Raw genomic sequence first — 17,259 nt, 5'->3', positions numbered from 1 at the left:
GCCCCTGTCAGGACGGTTCCTTCCTGTGCAACCACCGGTACAGCACCGGCAGCACCAGCAGGGTGAGCAGCGTGGAGGAGACGATGCCGCCGATCACTACCGTGGCCAGCGGGCGCTGCACTTCCGAGCCGGCGCCGACGTTGAACGCCATCGGCACGAAGCCGAGTGATGCCACCAACGCGGTCATCAGCACCGGGCGCAGGCGACCGAGTGCTCCTTCTCGCACCGCATCGAGCAGCGGCATGCCACCTTCGCGCAGGCTGCGCACGAAGCTGATCATCACCAGGCCGTTGAGCACAGCCACGCCTGACAGCGCGATGAAGCCAACGCCAGCCGAGATCGACAGCGGAATGCCGCGCGCGGCCAGCGCGAGCACACCGCCGGTGAGGGCGAGGGGTACGCCACTGAACACGATGGCCGCGTCCTTGACCGATCCGAACGCCCAGAACAGCAGCGCGAAGATCACGATCAACGTGACCGGCACCACGATCGCCAGGCGCTGGCTGGCCGAGATCAGCTGCTCGAAGCTGCCGCCGTACTCGATCCAGTAGCCGTTGGGGACCTGCACGTCGCGGGTGATGGCCTGCTGCAGGTCGCTGACGAAACTGCCCAGGTCGCGGTCACGCACGTTGGCGGTGACCACGATGCGGCGCTTGCCGTTCTCGCGGTTGATCTGGTTCGGTCCTTCGCTGTTGGCCAGGGTGGCCAGCTCGCGCAGTGGCACGGTGCGTGCGCTGCCGCTGGTCCAGCCGCCACCCAGGCTGGACTCATCGGCATCGCCTTCCAGCGCCGGGGCAAGCGAGACCGGCAAGTCGGCGAGCGCGGCCGGGTCCTGGCGCAGCGCCTCGGGCAGGCGCACCACGATGTCGAAGCGGCGGTCGCCTTCGAACAGCTGGCCGGCCACCTGACCACCCACCGCCGTGGCCACGGTCGACTGCACCTGGCCGGGATTGAGCCCGTACCCGGCCAGCGCGCTGCGGTTCGGGGTCACGGTGAGCAGCGGCAGGCCACTGGTTTCCTCTACCCGCACATCGGCTGCGCCCGGCACGCTGCCGGCTACGGTGGCGATGCGCTTGCCTACCGACAACAGGGTGTCCAGGTCGTCACCGAACAACATCACCGCCACGTCGGCACGCACGCCCGAGATCAGCTCGTTGGTGCGCATCTGGATCGGCTGGGTGAACTCGTAGTTGTTGCCGGGCAGCTGTTCCACCGCCTTTTCCAGCTCCGCGAGCAGGGTGGCGCGCGGCTTGCGTGGGTCCGGCCAGTCCCCGCGCGGTTTCATCATGATGAAGGTGTCGGCCACCGACGGCGGCATCGGGTCGGAGGCTACCTCGGGCGTGCCGATCTTGGAAAACACCTTGTTCACTTCAGGGAACTGCACGAGCCGGTTCTCGATCAGCTTCTGCATCTCGATGGACTGGCTCAGGCTGGTGCCGGGAATGCGCATGGCATGCATGGCCACGTCGCCCTCGTCCAGATTCGGCACGAACTCGCTGCCCAGGCGGGTGGCCAGCAGGCCGCATCCGACCACCAGCACCAGCGCACCGGCGACCATCCAGCGACCGCGCCGCAGCGAGAACGCCAGCAGTGGCTGGTAGCGGCGACGCACCCAGGCCATCACGCGGTTCTCCTTTTCCTGCACGTTGCCGCCCAGGAACAGCGCGATGGCGGCAGGCACGAACGTCAGCGCCAGCACCATCGCGCCGCTGAGCGCCAGCACCACGGTGATCGCCATGGGGTGGAACATTTTTCCTTCCACCCCCGACAGCGCGAAGATCGGCAGGTACACCGCGGTGATGATGCCCAGCCCGAACAGGCTGGGGCGGATCACTTCGGCGGTGGCGCTGGCGGTTTCGGCGAATCGTTCCTCACGGGTCATGGCCCGACCGAGTGCATGCTGGCGTTCGCCGAAGCGGCGCAGGCAGTTTTCGATGATGATGACCGCGCCGTCGACGATCAGGCCGAAGTCCAATGCGCCCAGGCTCATCAGGTTGGCCGAGACTCCGCCGCGCGCCATGCCGGTGAGGGTGAACAGCATGGCCAGCGGAATCACTGCGGCGGTGATCAGGGCGGCGCGGAAGTTGCCCAGCAGCAGGAACAACACCACGATCACCAGCAGCGCGCCTTCGATCAGGTTCTTGGCCACGGTCTGGATGGTGCGATCGACCAGCGCGGTGCGGTCGTAGCTGGCGCTGACAGTGACGCCTTCGGGCAGGCTGCGCTGCGCCTGCTCCAGCTTCGCTGCGGCGGCTTGCGCCACTTCACGGCTGTTGGCACCGATCAGCATCACCACCGTGCCCATCACCACTTCATGCCCGTTCTGGGTGGCCGCGCCGCTGCGCAGCTCGGGTCCATCGGCGACCTCGGCCACGTCGTGCACATGGATCGGCACGCCTTCGCGACGGGCCAACACGATGTTGCCGATCTCCTCCAGGTTGGCGACCTGGCCGGGAATGCGCACCAGGAACTGCTGGCCGTTGCGTTCGATGTAGCCGGCGCCGACATTCTGGTTGTTGCTTTCCACCGCCTGGGCCACGTCTTCCAGGGTGAAGCCCAGCGCGCGCAGCCGCGCCGGGTCGGGCGTGATGTGCACCTGGCGCTGGAACCCGCCGATGGTGTTGACCTCGGTCACCCCCGGAACATTGCGCAGCTGCGGGCGGATCACCCAGTCCTGCAGGGTGCGCAGGTCGGTGGCGGTGTAGGCACTGCCATCGGGTTTGCGCGCCGCCGGATCGGCGTCGAGGGTGTACATGAAGATCTCGCCGAGGCCGGTGGAGATCGGCCCCAGCTGCGGGTCAAGACCGACCGGGATCTGCGATTTCACCTGCTGCAGGCGTTCGGCGACCTGCTGTCGCGCGAAGTAGATGTCGGTGCCGTCCTCGAACACCACGGTGACCTGCGACAGCCCATAGCGCGACAGCGAGCGCGCCTGTTCCATGCGCGGCAGGCCGGCCATCACCGTTTCCACGGGATACGTGATGCGCTGTTCTGCTTCCAGCGGCGAGTAGCCGGGCGCGGCGGTGTTGATCTGCACCTGGACGTTGGTGATGTCCGGGGTGGCATCGATCGGCAGCCTGGTGAAGCTCCACACCCCCACCACGATCAGCGCAAGGGTAAGGATCATCATCAGCCAGCGATGTGCGATCGACGTGGCGATGATGCGTTCAAGCAACGCGGGGCGTTCAGTGCTCATGCGCGGCCCCCGCCTTGCCGATGTCGGCCTTCACCACGTAGCTCTGTTCGACGACCACGCTCTCGCCCACGGCCAGGCCGTCAAGCACTTCGACCTGGGTGGCGTCGCGCGCCCCGAGCCGCACCGTGCGCGCGGTGTAGGTGTCGCCCGTGCGCACGAAGACCACGTCCTTGCCGTCCAGCGTCTGCAGCGCGCTCAGCGGCACCACCTGCGCGGCCGGCCGGGTCGCCACTACGATGCGCGCCTTCACCGCCGCGCCCGGTCGCCACAGGCCGTCGTCGTTGCGCAGGGTGGCACGGGCCACCGTGCTCTGGCTGGCGGTGGCGGTGCCTGGCAGCACGCGTTCCAGCGTCGTGGACTGGGTGACGCCGTCGGTCATGCGCGACACGGTGACTGGCACGCCGGCGGTGATGTGCTGGGTGTCGTTGCCGAAGATGTGCAGATCCACCCACAGCGTGGACAGGTCGCCGACTTCGAACAGCGGGGTGCCCTCGCCTGCCACCCCGCCGACCTGGGCCTGGCGGGCCAGCACCACGCCGCTGATCGGCGCGCTCACCGTATAGGTGGTGAGGCTGAGGTTGCTTTCGATGCTGGCCAGGACCTGGCCGGCCTGGACCTTGTCGCCGACGTTGGCGCGCAGCGAGCGGATCGGACCGGGGAAGCGCGCCATCACCTGGGCCACGCGTCCGTCCACCGGGGTCAGCAGGCCCTGCACGTCGTGCTCGTCGGCAATGGTGCCGGCCGCCACCGGCGCGACACGGATGCCGGATTGTTCGGCCATGGCAGCGGGAATGACCGTGCTTTCCGGCGCGTCCTCATGGTCGTCCCCGGGTAGCGACACGCCATGCGTGTCCTCGGCGTGCCCGTCACGCTCGCCCTCCCCGGCAGCCGACGCCGAATCCCTGCCACAGCCCGACAGCGCAGACAGGCACAGCAGCAGGAAGGCAATGCGCGATGCCCGCGCAGTAATGGACGTGTTCATGGGCGGTCTTCCTCTGACGTGGGGGCGAGCATGCTCTGCCCGGTAAGGCGTTGGATTTCGATCAGGCCGGTCTGCGCGGAAATGGCAGCGTCCAGCTGACGCTGTCGCGCTTCGATGCGCATGGCCTGCAGCTGGGCCCATTCCATGTAGCTGATGGCCCCTGCGCGCCAGGCCTTCTCGGCCGCATTCTCAGCGCGCTGCAGCTGCGGCAGCACATCGCGCGCCATCCGCGCCACTTCCAGCCGCGAGGTTTCGTAGCGGCCATGCGCCTGCGCCAACGTGGCGTACAGCTGCAGCGCACGCGCTTCGCGCTCGACGCCATTGAGCGCGAGTTCGGCTTCGGCGGCGCGGATCTCGGGCGCGGCGCGCGCCACGCTGCCCAGCGGCAGGCTGAAGCCGCCGACCAGCGAGGTGTCGCGGCTGTCGCGGCTGTTGCGCACGCCCACCTGCCAGCTGACGTCCGGCCGCGCCTGGGTGCGCGCCAGTTGCAGCTGCGCGTCGCGTATCCGACGTTCGCCAGCCAGCACCGCCAGTTCCGGGGTGCGCTGCAGTTCCTCTGCGAGCACGCCGAACGGCTGCAGCGCGGGCAGCTGCAGCGGGTCGCCGCTGACCACGTCGAAGCCGGGTTCGCGCTCGCGCCACAACGCAGCCAGTGCCACGCGCGCCGCGCGGTCGGCCTGTTGCGCGCGGTCGCGGTCCACCTCGGCCTGGGCCAGCATCGCCTGGGCGGTCAGCAACACCGATTCGGGCGACGCGCCGGCCTGCAACCGAAGTCGTGCGGCGGCGACGGCGCGGCGACGCTGTTCGATGTCGGTCCGGGCGATGGCCAGCTGCGCGCGCGCTTCAGTGATGGCCAGGTAGCGTTGTGCCACTGCCGCCATCAGGTCCAGGCGGGCGATTTCGCGCTGCGGCGCCAGGGCGTCGAGGTTGGCCTGGGCCAGCACGCGGCGGGCGTCGAGCTTGCCGCCACGCTCCAGCACGCCGGCCAGGGTGACGGTGAGTTCGGCGGCGTCGAAGCCGCGGCTGGCGCCACTTCCAAGTGCATTTTCCAGCTCAACGCCGACGGTCAGCGGCGGGCCGAAGGCGGCGGCGTCGCGGCGAGCCTCCCAGATCGGGCGCTGGGCATCGGCCAGGCGCAGGTCCGGGTGCTGCCGCGCGACGCGGGCGATGGCCTGGTCCAGGCTGAGCGGGGTGGCCGACGGTACGGCGACGGCGGGAGGGACATCAACGAACGGGGTAGCAGGCGTGCTGCCCTGCGCATGCGCGCACGGCACGAACGCAATGGCAGCAACGGCTGCCAGACGCATCCACATGGGGAATCTCCAGAAAGCGATTCAAAGGTGAAGCCGCGGCATCGCGCCGCGTGGCATCACACCGCTATCGGGGGGCGCAGCAGGCTCTCCGGCGGCTGCGCCAGCAGCTGCGCGGTCAGCGCGGTGGGCACCCCATGCGCGGGTGCCGCCGGCAGCGACCAGGCCGGGGACGCCAGCGGCAGCACGCCGCCGTGGCCGTGGCACTGCCCGCAATGGACCAGCGCGTGCAGCAGGCGCGTGCCGTTGTCGTCTTCGTCGTGATTGGCATCGGCATCGTCGTCCGATGCTGCGTCCGGCGTCGACGCATGCGACGCCGCATGCGCCTGCCCGGTCACGTCGGCATGCGACAGCGCGTGCAGGTCGCCCAGCGCCGAGGCCAGCGCACCGCCGGCCGTGCCAAGCAGCAGCACCACCAGCATCAGCAGGCGGAGCGGCAACGGCAGGTGGCGGCGCAGGCGGGACATCATCGGCGCAGGGTAGCTGCGCCAAGCGCCGTTACACAATCGCAGCGGGCGCGGCCGTTCATGCCGTGTGCGCGCGTGCCGGGGTGTAGCGGGCCTGGTGCTGCTCGTGCTGGCGCAGGGCTTCGGCCGCGCTGCACGGACCCGGCGTGGCCTTTCGCGCGCGACCGTCGCGGGCCGGTACCTGCAGCAGATAATCGCACTGCACCGTGCCCTCCGTGCGGCCCAGGCTGCCGGGCACGGTGCGTACCGGGTCGCTGCCGACCCGCACCCGCTGCGAGAACGACGGACTGATGTCCTCCACCCGCAGGCTCGGCACGCCCAAGCGTTCAGCCAGCCCGACCGTGTCGTTGAAGTCGCCGGCGTGCGCGTCGCCGACGAGCGCCACCCAGCGCTGCGCGGGCGCGTGGGCGCGCTGCTGCCGTTGGTCGTGCGCGATGCGCTGCGCAGCGACATGGTTCATGACCTTGATGCGCAGCTCGAGCGAATCCAACGCGGTCGCGCCCTGTGCACCGCCCAGGTGGTAGCTGGCCATCAGGTCCAGCGCGACGATGCGGATGCCCGCCTGGGCGGCGGCCTGCACCAGGGCACGGAACGTGGCACCGGTCGCCGCATGGGTGTTGTGCCCCGCGTCCTGCCCGGCCAGGAACCGGTCCAGTCCGGGCGCCAGGACGCCGGTGGCATGCAGCCTGTCGAGGTCGTCCTGGTGAAGGTCGCTCTGCATGTGCTCCAGGTACAGCGTGGTGATCCCGAGCCTGCGCAGCTCGGCCATGTGATCGATCAACAGGCGCTTGCTGCCTTGGGCAGCGTGGTTTTCGCCGATCACCAGGCCGTGGGAGCACTGGAACAGCCGTTCCAGCAGTCTGGCGTGGCTGGACGGCGGCGAAAGGTCCGGCCACGGGCGGCGCACGCCGAGAGCGTGTGCGGGCGCACCCAGCGCGGCATCCACCAGCTGGGCGCGCGTGGTGAAGAAGGTCTCCAGCGCCCGGCCCTGGTCGCGGTCCTGCAGCGGCATCGCGTACTGCGAGTCGAGCAGGCGGCGGTATTTCTGCATCAACGGGACCAGCAGCTGCACATGCCCGGACGGCAGGGCGAAGCGCTGCAGCGAATCAGGCTTGGGCGGGCGCGGAGGGGGCGTGCCCGGCAGATGCGTCGCGCTGCGAACGCGGGTGCGATTGTTGACCTCGAGCAGGCGCAGCGCGGCCGCTGCGCGTCGATGTCCCCGCTGCGGGGTGAACGACGAAATCAAACGGTACTTCAGTGCGGACAGGGCATCCAGCATGGTCGAACTCCTTGTGGGGGTCGACCAGCCTAATCATCTGCCTCGCGCACACTGCGATGCGCTAAGCAGTTTCGGCAACGTGCCGGAAGGCCATGTGCCGATGCGTGCGCCAGCGCACATCGGCAATGGCCGTTGCCGACATCAGGGAGCGCGGTTCGCGTCGATGTACGCGCGGATCTGCGCATCGAGCACCGGCAGCGGCACCGAGCCCTGCTTGAGCACGGCGTCGTGGAAGGCCTTGACGTCGAAGCGGTCGCCCAATGCCTTCTCGGCTTCGCCGCGCAGGCGCACGATCGCGATCTCACCCAGCTTGTAGCTCAGCGCCTGGCCCGGCCAGGAGATGTAGCGGTCCACTTCGGTGGTGACTTCGTGTTCGCTCAGCGCGGTGTGGTCGCGCAGGTAGGCCAGCGCCTGCTCGCGGGTCCAACCCTTGTGGTGCACGCCGGTGTCGATGACCAAGCGTGCGGCACGCCACATTTCATAAGTCAGGCGCCCGAAGTCCTCGTACGGGGTTTCGTAGATGCCCATCTCAATGCCGAGCCGTTCGCTGTACAGGCCCCAGCCTTCGCCGTACGCGGAAATGTAGGCGTTGCGGCGGAACTCGGGCTGTTCGCCCTGCTCGGCGGCCAGCGCGCCCTGCAGCGCATGGCCCGGATCGGACTCGTGCAGGGTCAGTGCGGGCAGGTTGTACAGCGGCCGCGCCGGCAGGTTGTAGGTGTTCACCCAGTAGGTGCCCATGCCGCCACGGCCGGCGGTCCAGAACGGGGCGATGTCCGGCGGCACCGGCACGATGGTGAAGCGCGCGCGCGGCAACGTCATGTACTTGCCAAGCTGGCCGTCTGCGCGCTTGGAGATCCACGCGGCACGCGACAGCAGCTCTTCCGGCGTCTTCGCATAGAACTGCGGGTCGGTGCGCAGGAAGGTCAGGAACTCGGCGAAGCTGCCCTTGAACTTCACCTGCTTGATGATGTCGTTCATTTCCTTCTGGATGCGTGCCACTTCATCCAGGCCGATGCGGTGGATCTCGTCCGGCGACAGGTCCAGCGTGGTGTATTCGTGGATCTGCTGCTTGTAGTACGCCTTGCCGTCCGGCATCGCTTCGGCGGCCAGGGTGGTACGCGCCTGAGGCACGTATTCGTTGACGAAGAAGGTGCGCAGCTGCTGGAACGCGGGCACCACCTTGCCACTGATCGCTTCACGCGCCTGCGCCTGCAGCCTGGCCTGTTCTGCCGCCGGAACGGTGTTGGGCAGCTTCTTGAACGGCGCGTACAGCGGCGATTCGGTCGGGTCCTTCAACTCGGCGACGGTGGCGATGGACACTTCGCGGCCATCGAGCACCGCGCGCGGCACGCTGAAGCCGCGCTTCAGGCCGGCGCGCATGTTTTCGGTCTGCTGGCCGAAGTAACGCGGCACATCGTTCAGCCGTGCGATGTAGTTCTGGTAGTCCTGCACGGTCTTCATCTCGCGCCGCGCCATGAAGGACAGGTTGGACCAGAACGAGGAGTCGGCATTGAACGGCATCTCGTAGCCGCGCAGGCGCGTCTCTTCGGCCAGGTTGAATACCTGATCGCGGTAGATCGCGTAGTTGACCTGGTTGTCGGGCGACAGGGTCTTCGGATCGATCTTCTTCAGCGCGGCGAGGGTCTCGTCCCACACCTTCAGGCGCGCCTGCTGCGCGGCCGGGCCGACGTCGGGCATGCGGGTGGCATTGGCCGGGGCGTCTTCGTCCTCGCTGGCCTCGCCGCCGCCATCCTGGCGCCACTTCCATTCCTTCTCGTACAGCGCGCGGAAGGCGGCATCGGCGGGCGATTCGGTGGCCACGCTGGCCGGTGCGACGGTGGCGGGCGGCGCGGCCAGGGCCACAGCAGGGGCGGACAGGACGATCAGCAGGGCAACGGCAAGACGGGTTTTCACGAGCACAGGTTCCCGGGAAGGCAGACCCCGATGATGGCACCGCCCACGGCCCATGGCATGGGACGAAGGTCCTGCCTGCGCAGCGGACCGGGGCCCCGGTAGCGGCCAACCTGGGTTGGCCCCCCAAACCCAGCGCCGACCAAGGTCGGCATCTACCGTAGCGTGGCCGACCGGGACCTGGTAGCGGCCAACCTTGGTTGGCCCCAAACCCAGCGCCGACCAAGGTCGGCATCTACCGGAGACCTAGTGGCTGGCCCTGTCCCGCTTCCAGCCCCGGTGCTTGATGTCCAGCTGCAGGCTGTACAGCGCGGTGAACGCCGGGAACAGGTTCTGCAGCACGCCCACCGAGTCCTGCTTGGCCGAGAACAGGAAGTAGCTCAGCGTCATCAGGCTGCCGACCACGCTCATGTACCAGAACAGCCGCGGGATCACCGGCTTGCCCGCACGCTTGGACGCGATGAACTGGACCAGCCAGCGGCCACCGAACATCAGCGCGCCGGTATAGCCGATCAGCTTCCAGCCGGTCACATGCAGGCCGGTCCAGTACAGCCAGGTCAGCGGCTGGTCCAGCCAGTGCAGCTCCAGGTCCATCAACGCTCCTCCACCGCGGTGCGCTTGCTGCGGGTGATCAGCCACGCCACGCCGCGCAGGTCGCGGATGCCGACCAGCGCGCGGCCCAGGTTGTTGTACTTGGACACGCCGGCGGTGCGGTGGCGGTGGTTGACCGGCACGCTGGTGGTCTTCCAGCCGGCGCGCTGCATCAGCGCCGGCAGGTAGCGGTGCATGTGGTCGAAGTACGGCAGGTCGAGGAACGCGGCACGCTCGAACAGCTTGATGCCGCAGCCGGTATCGGGGGTGTCGTCGCGCAGCATGCGCGCGCGGATCGCGTTGGCCCACTTGCTGGCCCAGCGCTTGCTGCCGCTGTCCTGGCGGTTCACGCGCCACCCGGCGAACAGTTTGACCTGCGCGTCGGCGCCGGCACGGGCGGTCAACAGTCCGGGAATGTCGGCCGGATCATTCTGGCCATCGCCGTCCAGGGTGGCGATCCATGGCGCGCGCGCCTGCTTGACCCCGTTGCGCACCGCCGTGCTCTGCCCGCTCTGGGTGACATGGTGCAGCACCCGCAGTTCCGGGGTGGTCGCCTTGAGCGCTTCGAGCACGGCCAGGGTGTCGTCGCGCGAATGGTCGTCGATGTAGAGGATCTCGAACGCGATGTGGCCGCGTAGCGCAGCGGTGATCTCGTCGATCAGCGGCTGTACGTTGTCGCGCTCATTGAACACCGGGACGACGACCGACAACTGGGGTTGGCTCATGTTCGGGCTCTGCGAGGGGCCAGGAGTGAAAAAGAGCGCGCATTTTCCGCAATCAAGGTTATCCGAAGATGAACCTGACGATGTGAGTCAGGCGCGAACCCCGAAATATTCGCGGCACCAGGCGACGACCGGCGGCAGGCCGCGCTCGATGGGCGTGGCCGGCTCATAGCCAAACGCGTCATGGGCGCGATGGGTGTCGGCCATGGTGCGGACCATGTCGCCGGGCTGCATCGGCTTGTACACCTTTTGCGCCGGGCATCCTGCGGCGGCCTCGATGACCCCGATGAAATGTTCCAGCTCGACCGGGGTGTGGTTGCCCAGGTTGAACACGCGGTGCGGCACGTCGTCGCTGGACGGATGCGCCAGCGCGCCGAGGATACCGGCCACGATGTCGGAAACATGTGTGAAGTCGCGCTGCATGCGGCCTTCGTTGAACACCTCGATCGGGCGTCCAGCCAATACTGCGCGCGAGAACAGCAGCGGTGCCATGTCCGGGCGGCCCCACGGGCCGTACACGGTGAAGAAGCGCAGGCCGGTGGCGTGCAGGCCGTACAGCTGCGCGTAGGTGTAGGCCATCAGCTCGTTGGCGGCCTTGGTCGCGGCATACAGCGAGCGCGGCTTGTCGATGCGCTGGTCTTCGGAGAACGGCGGGGTGGCCGAATCGCCGTATACCGAACTGCTGGAGGCATACACCAGGTGGGCCACGCCGCGATGGCGGCACAGCTCCAGCATGTTGACGAACCCGGTCAGGTTGCTGTCGACGTAGGCGTGCGGGTTTTCCAGCGAATAGCGCACCCCGGCCTGGGCGGCGAGGTGGATCACGCGGCTGGGCTGCACCTCGTCGAACAGCGCGGCCAAGCCGTCGCGGTCGGTGAGGTCGAGCACGCGGATGTCGGCGTCCGGACACAGCGCCGCTACGCGGTCGCGCTTGAGCTGCGGATCGTAGTAGTCGTTGTAGTTGTCCAGCCCGACCACCCGGTGCCCGGCATCGAGCAGGACACGCACGGTGTAGGCGCCGATGAAGCCTGCCGCGCCGGTGACAAGGACGGTCATTGCCTCAGTCCTTGCGGACGCGCAGCTTTTCGAGCACGCCGTCCAGGGTGTCCAGGTCGGTGTAATGGATGATCAGCTTGCCCTTGCCGCCACGGCCGTGGTTGATCGCCACGCGTGCGCCCAGCGATTCGGACAGCTCGGTCTCCAGCGACGCGATGTCGGCCTGCGGGGCGCTGGCACTGGGCTTCCTGCGCAGGTTGGCGGGCACCTTGCCGGCGGCGAACTGCTGCGCACGGTGTTCGACTTCACGCACCGACCAGCCCTGGTCGGCCGCTTCCTGGGCCAGCTTGCTGGCCAGTTCGGGGGCCAGGGTCAGCAGCGCGCGGGCATGCCCCATTTCCAGCCGGCGGGTTTCCAGCAGCAGGCGGATCGCCACCGGCAGTTCCAGCAGGCGCAGCAGGTTGGACACCGAAGCGCGCGAGCGGCCTACGGCCTGGGCGGCCTCGGCGTGGGTCAGCGCGAACTCGCTGATCAACCGCTGCAGCGCTTCGGCTTCTTCAAGCGGGTTGAGGTCTTCGCGCTGGATGTTCTCGATCAGCGCCATCGCGATGACGGTGCGGTCTTCCAGCTCGCGCACCACCACCGGCACTTCGTCCAGGCCTGCCAGCTGCGAGGCGCGCCAGCGGCGTTCGCCGGCCACGATCTCGAAGCTGTCCGGGCCGAGCTGGCGGACCAGGATCGGCTGGATCACGCCCTGCGCCTTGATCGACTCGGCCAGCTCGGCGAGCTTGGTTTCGTCCATCTCGCGACGCGGCTGGTACTTGCCCGGCTGCAGATGCTGGACCGGCAGCCTGCGCAGCACTTCACCCGGCAGTGGTTCGACCACCGCAGCGGCCTGCACCTGTGTCACCGCGCCCTTGGGCCCCAGCAGCGCATCGAGGCCACGGCCGAGGCCGCGTTTCTTGCCGGGGGCGGGCTTGCTGCTCATCAGGCGGTCTCCATGGCCGTGCCGGCCGTGTTGCGTTGGTGGTGGCGGCGGATGATTTCGCCGGCCAGGCCGAGGTAGGCCACGCCGCCGCGCGAGGCGCGGTCGTAGCCGACAATGCTCTGTCCGTGGCTGGGCGCCTCGGCCAGGCGCACGTTGCGCGGCACGATGGTGCGGAACACGCGGTCGCCGAAGTGGTCGGTCAGTTCAGCCGAGACGGCGTTGGCCAGGTTGTTGCGCACGTCGAACATGGTGCGCAGCACGCCCTCGATCTCCAGGCTGGGATTGAGGTTGGCGCGCAGGGCGTCGATGGTTTCCACCAGCGCGCTCAGGCCTTCCAGCGCGTAGTACTCGCACTGCATCGGCACGATCACCGAATCGGCGGCGGCCAAGGCGTTGAGGGTCAGCAGCGACAGTGCCGGCGGACAGTCGATCAGGATGAAGTCGTACTCGCCCTGGATCGGCGCCAGCGCGCGCTTGAGGCGCTGTTCGCGCTCGCCCTGGTCCATCAGCTGGATCTCGGCGGCGGTCAGGTCGATGTTGCCCGGCAGCAGGTCGAAGCCTTCCGGGGTGGTCACCCGGATCTCCGCCGCGGTGCTCTCGCCGAGCAGCAGGTCGCAGGTGGAGGCGGCCACTTCGCGCTTGTCCACGCCGCTGCCCATGGTCGCATTGCCCTGGGAATCGAGGTCGACCAGCAGCACGCGCTTGGGTGCAGCAGCCAGGGCGGCGGCCAGATTGACGGCAGTCGTGGTCTTGCCGACGCCACCTTTCTGGTTGGCGATGGCGATGATGCGGGCCATGCGGGTGAGCCTCATCGGCAGGGAGTGGGACTGGGCATTATGCGGTCACAGGGCGTGTCATGCACTGTGAGATGCGCGCCGGCCCCCGTCATGGACCCGCCACCACGACCAGATGACGCTCGCCGGTGAGGCCGGGAACCTTGAGCGGCAGCACCTGTTCGACCTGCCAGCCGGCGGGCAGCTGGGCGATCTCGTCATGCGGGTACACGCCCTTCATGGCCAATAACCGACCGCCGGGACGGAGCAGATGACCACCGACCGCGATGATGCCGGCCAGGGTGTCCATCGCGCGCGCGGTCAGGTTGTCATACGCACCCGGCTCGGCCAGCGCTTCGGCGCGCGACTCGGCCACGCGGGCATTGCCCAGGCCCAGCTGGCGCACCGCTTCGCGCATGAAGCGGGCCTTCTTGCCGTTGCTTTCAACCAGGGTCACCTGCAGCTGCGGGCGGGCGATGGCCAGCGGGATGCCCGGCAGCCCGGGCCCGGTACCGAGGTCGGCCAGCGTGCCCTGCTCCAGGAACGGCTGCATCGCCAGCGAATCGAGCAGGTGGCGGGTGACCATCTCCAGCGGATCACGGATCGCGGTGAGGTTGTAGGTCTTGTTCCAGCGGTTGAGCAGGGTCAGGTAGGTCAGCAGCGGCGGCGCCAAGGCGGCGTCCAGGCCCATGTCGGCCAGGCCTTTGTCGAGCGCGGTGGCTACGGCGGGCGGAAGTGTGGGGTCGGTCATGTCCCCATTATTGCAGGGTGGCGCCGTTCGCACTGCGCGGATTCGGCGCGTTCAGAGCGCGTGCCAGGCCAGCGCGGCGCGGAAGTCGGCCGCCGCCTGCCATTCGTGCAGGTGCCAGCGCGAGGCCGGGCCGAGTTCGGGGTCGGCCCAGGCCAGGTGCAGCGCGCCATCCGCTCCGGGGGCCAGCTGCAGGCGGTGCAGGCCAAACGAGATGCCCTGGCCCTGCGCCTTGAGGATGGCTTCCTTGGCGCACCAGACCCGGAAGAACCAGTGGTTGCGGGCCGCTTCGTCCAGGCCGAGCAGCCAGGCCACTTCGGCCGGGTGGAAGAAGCGCTCGATGATCTCGGCCATGCGCGGGCGCGGGCGCAGCGGTTCCAGGTCCACTCCCAGCCGCACGCCGTCGCCCAACCCAACCAGCAGCAGGCCATGGCTGTGGCTCCACCCGGTCCCCATCTGCGCCAGCGGGCCATGCAGTTCGGGTCGACCGCGCGGGTCGCGCTGCAGCGGAAGGGTTTCCGGGGTGCCGCCCAACTGTTCGGCCAGCAGGACCCGGGCCTGCGGTTCGCCACGGGTGCCGGGTACGTGGGGCAGCCGCCAGACCGTGACCGGACCGAACCGCCAGGGGCCGTCGAGGGTGGCCGGCAGGCTCATGCGAATGCCTCGCCAAGCCCACTGCACGGGGACTTCACGGGGGCTGCCGTCAACTGGCGCCGCTTCATCCACTCAGAGGGAGTCACCAACATGGGCATCATCATCTGGTTGATCGTCGGTGGCATCGTGGGCTGGCTGGCCAGCATCATCATGCGACGCGACGCGCAGCAGGGCATCATCCTGAACATCGTGGTCGGCATCGTGGGGGCGCTGATTGCAGGGTTCCTGTTCGGCGGCAACATCAACGACTCGATCACGTTGTGGTCGTTCCTGTACTCGCTGATCGGTGCGGTGATCCTGCTCGCGATCGTGAATCTGTTTACCCGCAAAAGCATCAGGTAGGCAGCGACCGCGGGGCGCGATTCGTCATGAAGAGGCCCGGCACCCGCCGGGCCTTTTCTTTTTTTCAGCCCAGCTGCACCCACGCCGGGGCGTGGTCGCTCGGCCGGTCCCAGGTGCGCGGCTCGCGATCGATGCCCGAGGCCAGCGCGCGCGCCTTGAGTGCGTCGGAGACCAGGGTCAGGTCGATGCGCAGGCCCAGGTTGCGGCGGAAACCGGCGGCGCGGTAGTCCCACCAGCTGAACACGCCCTCTTCCTCGCTGTGCAGGCGGAACGCGTCGTGCAGGCCCAGCTGCAGCAGCTTGTTGAGCGCACCGCGCTCGGCGGTGGAGGTGAGGATGTGGTTTTCGTTCCAGACCAGCGGGTCGTGGGTGTCGCGTCCTTCCGGGGCGATGTTGAAGTCGCCCATCACCACCAGCTCCGGGTACTGCGTCAGTTCGGCGGCGACCCAGGCGTGCACCGCTTCGAGCCAGCGCAGCTTGTACTCATATTTATCGGTGCCCACGTCCTGGCCGTTGACCACGTACAGGTTGATGATGCGCACCCCATTGACCGTACCGGCGATGACGCGCTTCTGTTCGTCCTCGAAGCCGGGAATGCCGATCTGCACGTCCTGGGCCGGCTCACGCGAGAGCAGCGCCACACCGTTGTAGGTCTTCTGTCCGGCGAACACGCTGCGGTACCCAAGCCCGGCCAGCACCGCGTCAGGGAACTTGTGGTCCTCCATCTTGGTTTCCTGGATCCCGACCACGTCCGGCGCGAACGCGGTGAGCCATTGTTCCAGGTGCGGCAGGCGCACGTTGAGGGAGTTGACGTTCCAGGAGGCGATTTTCATGGGGGCATTCTACCCGGCCCTACCGCACCAATGCCTTCAACATCCCGGCAATCCTTGAATACGGCGGCTTCAACAGGTCGCTGGCCGCCCAGCGCGACTGCCAGAGGATCGGCAGCTGCTTGCTCATGGCGTCGAACCCGGCGCGGCCATGGTAGGCGCCCATGCCACTGGGGCCTACCCCGCCAAACGGCAGGCCGTTGATCGCGAAGTGCAGCAGGGTGTCGTTGACGGTAACGCCCCCGGCCACGACCTCGCCGAGTACTCGCTCCACCACCTCGCGCTTTTCGCTGAAGACGTACATCGCCAGCGGCCGGTCGCGGCCCTGCACCTCGGCGAGTGCCGCGCCCAGGTCGGGATAGGCGCACACCGGCAGGATCGGGCCGAAGATTTCCTCCTGCATCAGGTCCAGGTCGGTCGGCGGGTCGAGCACGATGGTCGGCACGATCAGCCGCTCGCGGCGCGCGCGCTCGGGGTCGACAGTGGCCAGCTCGATCACCGGCACGCCGCGTTCGCGTGCCTGGGCCAGGTACCCGAGCAGGCGCTGGTACTGGCCCTCGTGGATGATGCGGGTGTAGTCGCCGGCGTCGCTGAAGTCGCCATAGCGCGCACGCACCTGGGTCTGCAGCTGCTGCACCAGCTCGCGCTGGCGGCGGCCGTCGATCAGCACGTAGTCCGGCGCGATGCAGGTCTGCCCGGCATTGAACCACTTGCCGGTGGACAGGCGCGCGGCGGCCTTGTCCAGCGGGTAGTCGCTGCAGACGATGGCCGGCGACTTGCCGCCCAGTTCCAGCGTGAGCGGAGTCAGGTGCTGGGCGGCAGCAGCCATGACCTTGCGGCCGACGGCGGTGGAACCGGTGAACACCAGATGGTCCAGCGGTGAGCCGGACAGCGCAGCGGCGAGGTCGCCGTCGCCCTGCACCACCGCCACGCGGTCGGCCGGAAATACCGATGCGAGCAAGTCCTGCAGGAACACGCTGGTGCGCGGGGTGTGTTCGGACGGTTTGAGGATGACGTGGTTGCCCGCTGCAATCGCGGTGGCCAGCGGAATCAGCGCCAGGTTCACCGGGTAGTTCCACGGCGAGATCACCCCGACCACGCCCAGTGGTACCGGGCGGGTCTGCGCCCGCGCCGGCCAGAACCGCCAGCCCACACGGACGCGGCGTGGACGCATCCAGCCGCGCAGATGGTCCAGCAGGTGGTCGATCTCGTTGAGCACGGTCATGCCGTCGGCGATCAGCGATTCGTGGGTGGAGCGGTGGCCGAAGTCGGCGGCGATGGCCGTGGCCATCTCGGGTAGGCGCGATTTCAGTGCGGCGCGCAGGCGCTGCAGGTCGTTGCGGCGCTGGTCGAGCGATGGGCGGTTGGCGTGCCAGGCGGTACGCAGGGTGTGCAGGATGCCTGGCAGCGCGGTGGGGGCAATGTGGGTGGGATCCATGGCTGGAATATAGCAATGGTTCCGTAACGAGAA

Annotated in this window: 16 protein-coding genes; 1 reads left to right on the top strand and 15 read right to left on the bottom strand. The window is 68.5% G+C overall.

Features of this window, described 5'->3' with window-relative positions:
- Positions 1 to 7 precede the first annotated feature (7 nt).
- The 13 genes from RYM47_RS00245 to RYM47_RS00185 form a co-directional block, all read right to left on the bottom strand.
- Complete coding sequence (locus RYM47_RS00245; RefSeq protein WP_315385583.1) at positions 8 to 3,175, bottom strand: CusA/CzcA family heavy metal efflux RND transporter; 3,168 nt, start codon at positions 3,173 to 3,175, stop codon at positions 8 to 10.
- A gap of 10 nt (positions 3,176 to 3,185) precedes the next feature.
- Positions 3,186 to 4,178: an efflux RND transporter periplasmic adaptor subunit gene (locus tag RYM47_RS00240; RefSeq protein ID WP_315385276.1), complete on the bottom strand. Its 993-nt coding sequence runs from the start codon at positions 4,176 to 4,178 to the stop codon at positions 3,186 to 3,188.
- Complete coding sequence (locus RYM47_RS00235) at positions 4,175 to 5,491, bottom strand: TolC family protein (RefSeq protein ID WP_315385274.1); 1,317 nt, start codon at positions 5,489 to 5,491, stop codon at positions 4,175 to 4,177. Before RYM47_RS00235 ends, RYM47_RS00240 begins: the two co-directional genes overlap by 4 nt.
- 56 nt (positions 5,492 to 5,547) lie before the next feature.
- The gene (locus RYM47_RS00230; protein WP_315385273.1) at positions 5,548 to 5,955 is read right to left on the bottom strand and encodes a CopL family metal-binding regulatory protein; all 408 of its coding nucleotides are present in this window, start codon (positions 5,953 to 5,955) and stop codon (positions 5,548 to 5,550) included.
- 58 nt (positions 5,956 to 6,013) lie between these two features.
- A complete protein-coding gene (locus tag RYM47_RS00225) occupies positions 6,014 to 7,234 on the bottom strand; it encodes a membrane-targeted effector domain-containing toxin (protein ID WP_315385272.1) in 1,221 nt (406 codons plus the stop codon).
- Between the two features lie 141 nt (positions 7,235 to 7,375).
- A complete protein-coding gene (locus tag RYM47_RS00220) occupies positions 7,376 to 9,148 on the bottom strand; it encodes a DUF885 family protein (protein ID WP_315385271.1) in 1,773 nt (590 codons plus the stop codon).
- A 243-nt stretch (positions 9,149 to 9,391) separates the two neighbouring features.
- A complete protein-coding gene (locus tag RYM47_RS00215; protein ID WP_005411648.1) occupies positions 9,392 to 9,739 on the bottom strand; it encodes a lipid-A-disaccharide synthase N-terminal domain-containing protein in 348 nt (115 codons plus the stop codon).
- Complete coding sequence (locus RYM47_RS00210) at positions 9,739 to 10,461, bottom strand: glycosyltransferase family 2 protein (protein WP_315385265.1); 723 nt, start codon at positions 10,459 to 10,461, stop codon at positions 9,739 to 9,741. The genes RYM47_RS00215 and RYM47_RS00210 overlap by 1 nt, the downstream gene beginning before the upstream one ends.
- 87 nt (positions 10,462 to 10,548) lie before the next feature.
- Positions 10,549 to 11,514: an SDR family NAD(P)-dependent oxidoreductase gene (locus tag RYM47_RS00205; protein WP_315385264.1), complete on the bottom strand. Its 966-nt coding sequence runs from the start codon at positions 11,512 to 11,514 to the stop codon at positions 10,549 to 10,551.
- Between the two features lie 4 nt (positions 11,515 to 11,518).
- Positions 11,519 to 12,442 (bottom strand): ParB/RepB/Spo0J family partition protein, encoded by a 924-nt coding sequence (locus RYM47_RS00200; protein WP_315385263.1) that lies wholly within the window; start codon positions 12,440 to 12,442, stop codon positions 11,519 to 11,521.
- Entirely contained in the window at positions 12,442 to 13,239 is a 798-nt protein-coding gene (locus RYM47_RS00195; RefSeq protein WP_315385262.1) for a ParA family protein, read from the bottom strand. Before RYM47_RS00195 ends, RYM47_RS00200 begins: the two co-directional genes overlap by 1 nt.
- Positions 13,240 to 13,327: 88 nt before the next feature.
- Positions 13,328 to 13,966 (bottom strand): 16S rRNA (guanine(527)-N(7))-methyltransferase RsmG, encoded by a 639-nt coding sequence (gene rsmG / locus RYM47_RS00190; protein WP_315385261.1) that lies wholly within the window; start codon positions 13,964 to 13,966, stop codon positions 13,328 to 13,330.
- A 51-nt stretch (positions 13,967 to 14,017) separates the two neighbouring features.
- Positions 14,018 to 14,617: a 4'-phosphopantetheinyl transferase superfamily protein gene (locus RYM47_RS00185; RefSeq protein WP_315385260.1), complete on the bottom strand. Its 600-nt coding sequence runs from the start codon at positions 14,615 to 14,617 to the stop codon at positions 14,018 to 14,020.
- A gap of 90 nt (positions 14,618 to 14,707) precedes the next feature.
- Between RYM47_RS00185 and RYM47_RS00180 the strand changes: the two genes are divergently transcribed.
- The gene (locus RYM47_RS00180; protein ID WP_315385259.1) at positions 14,708 to 14,959 is read left to right on the top strand and encodes a GlsB/YeaQ/YmgE family stress response membrane protein; all 252 of its coding nucleotides are present in this window, start codon (positions 14,708 to 14,710) and stop codon (positions 14,957 to 14,959) included.
- A gap of 64 nt (positions 14,960 to 15,023) precedes the next feature.
- Here the strand turns inward: RYM47_RS00180 and xth are convergent, their stop codons facing one another.
- Together xth and RYM47_RS00170 are read right to left on the bottom strand one after the other, a co-directional pair.
- A complete protein-coding gene (gene xth / locus RYM47_RS00175) occupies positions 15,024 to 15,791 on the bottom strand; it encodes an exodeoxyribonuclease III (RefSeq protein WP_315385258.1) in 768 nt (255 codons plus the stop codon).
- A gap of 19 nt (positions 15,792 to 15,810) precedes the next feature.
- Positions 15,811 to 17,226 (bottom strand): coniferyl aldehyde dehydrogenase, encoded by a 1,416-nt coding sequence (locus RYM47_RS00170; RefSeq protein WP_315385257.1) that lies wholly within the window; start codon positions 17,224 to 17,226, stop codon positions 15,811 to 15,813.
- Positions 17,227 to 17,259 lie beyond the last annotated feature (33 nt).

Source organism: uncultured Stenotrophomonas sp., from assembly GCF_963519125.1.
GTDB lineage: Bacteria > Pseudomonadota > Gammaproteobacteria > Xanthomonadales > Xanthomonadaceae > Stenotrophomonas.
The sequence above is the reverse complement of the archived record's forward strand: the minus strand, read 5'-3'. Positions and strand labels throughout refer to the sequence as shown.

What these genes read in the sequence shown, in the direction of transcription:
- RYM47_RS00170 (WP_315385257.1), bottom strand. Translation starts at nt 17,226, where the DNA reads ATGGATCCCACCCACATTGCCCCCACCGCGCTGCCAGGCATCCTGCAC.
- RYM47_RS00215 (WP_005411648.1), bottom strand. Translation starts at nt 9,739, where the DNA reads ATGGACCTGGAGCTGCACTGGCTGGACCAGCCGCTGACCTGGCTGTAC.
- rsmG (WP_315385261.1), bottom strand. Translation starts at nt 13,966, where the DNA reads ATGACCGACCCCACACTTCCGCCCGCCGTAGCCACCGCGCTCGACAAA.
- RYM47_RS00205 (WP_315385264.1), bottom strand. Translation starts at nt 11,514, where the DNA reads ATGACCGTCCTTGTCACCGGCGCGGCAGGCTTCATCGGCGCCTACACC.
- RYM47_RS00195 (WP_315385262.1), bottom strand. Translation starts at nt 13,239, where the DNA reads ATGGCCCGCATCATCGCCATCGCCAACCAGAAAGGTGGCGTCGGCAAG.
- RYM47_RS00230 (WP_315385273.1), bottom strand. Translation starts at nt 5,955, where the DNA reads ATGTCCCGCCTGCGCCGCCACCTGCCGTTGCCGCTCCGCCTGCTGATG.
- RYM47_RS00225 (WP_315385272.1), bottom strand. Translation starts at nt 7,234, where the DNA reads ATGCTGGATGCCCTGTCCGCACTGAAGTACCGTTTGATTTCGTCGTTC.
- RYM47_RS00235 (WP_315385274.1), bottom strand. Translation starts at nt 5,491, where the DNA reads ATGTGGATGCGTCTGGCAGCCGTTGCTGCCATTGCGTTCGTGCCGTGC.
- RYM47_RS00240 (WP_315385276.1), bottom strand. Translation starts at nt 4,178, where the DNA reads ATGAACACGTCCATTACTGCGCGGGCATCGCGCATTGCCTTCCTGCTG.
- RYM47_RS00200 (WP_315385263.1), bottom strand. Translation starts at nt 12,442, where the DNA reads ATGAGCAGCAAGCCCGCCCCCGGCAAGAAACGCGGCCTCGGCCGTGGC.
- RYM47_RS00180 (WP_315385259.1), top strand. Translation starts at nt 14,708, where the DNA reads ATGGGCATCATCATCTGGTTGATCGTCGGTGGCATCGTGGGCTGGCTG.
- xth (WP_315385258.1), bottom strand. Translation starts at nt 15,791, where the DNA reads ATGAAAATCGCCTCCTGGAACGTCAACTCCCTCAACGTGCGCCTGCCG.
- RYM47_RS00210 (WP_315385265.1), bottom strand. Translation starts at nt 10,461, where the DNA reads ATGAGCCAACCCCAGTTGTCGGTCGTCGTCCCGGTGTTCAATGAGCGC.
- RYM47_RS00185 (WP_315385260.1), bottom strand. Translation starts at nt 14,617, where the DNA reads ATGAGCCTGCCGGCCACCCTCGACGGCCCCTGGCGGTTCGGTCCGGTC.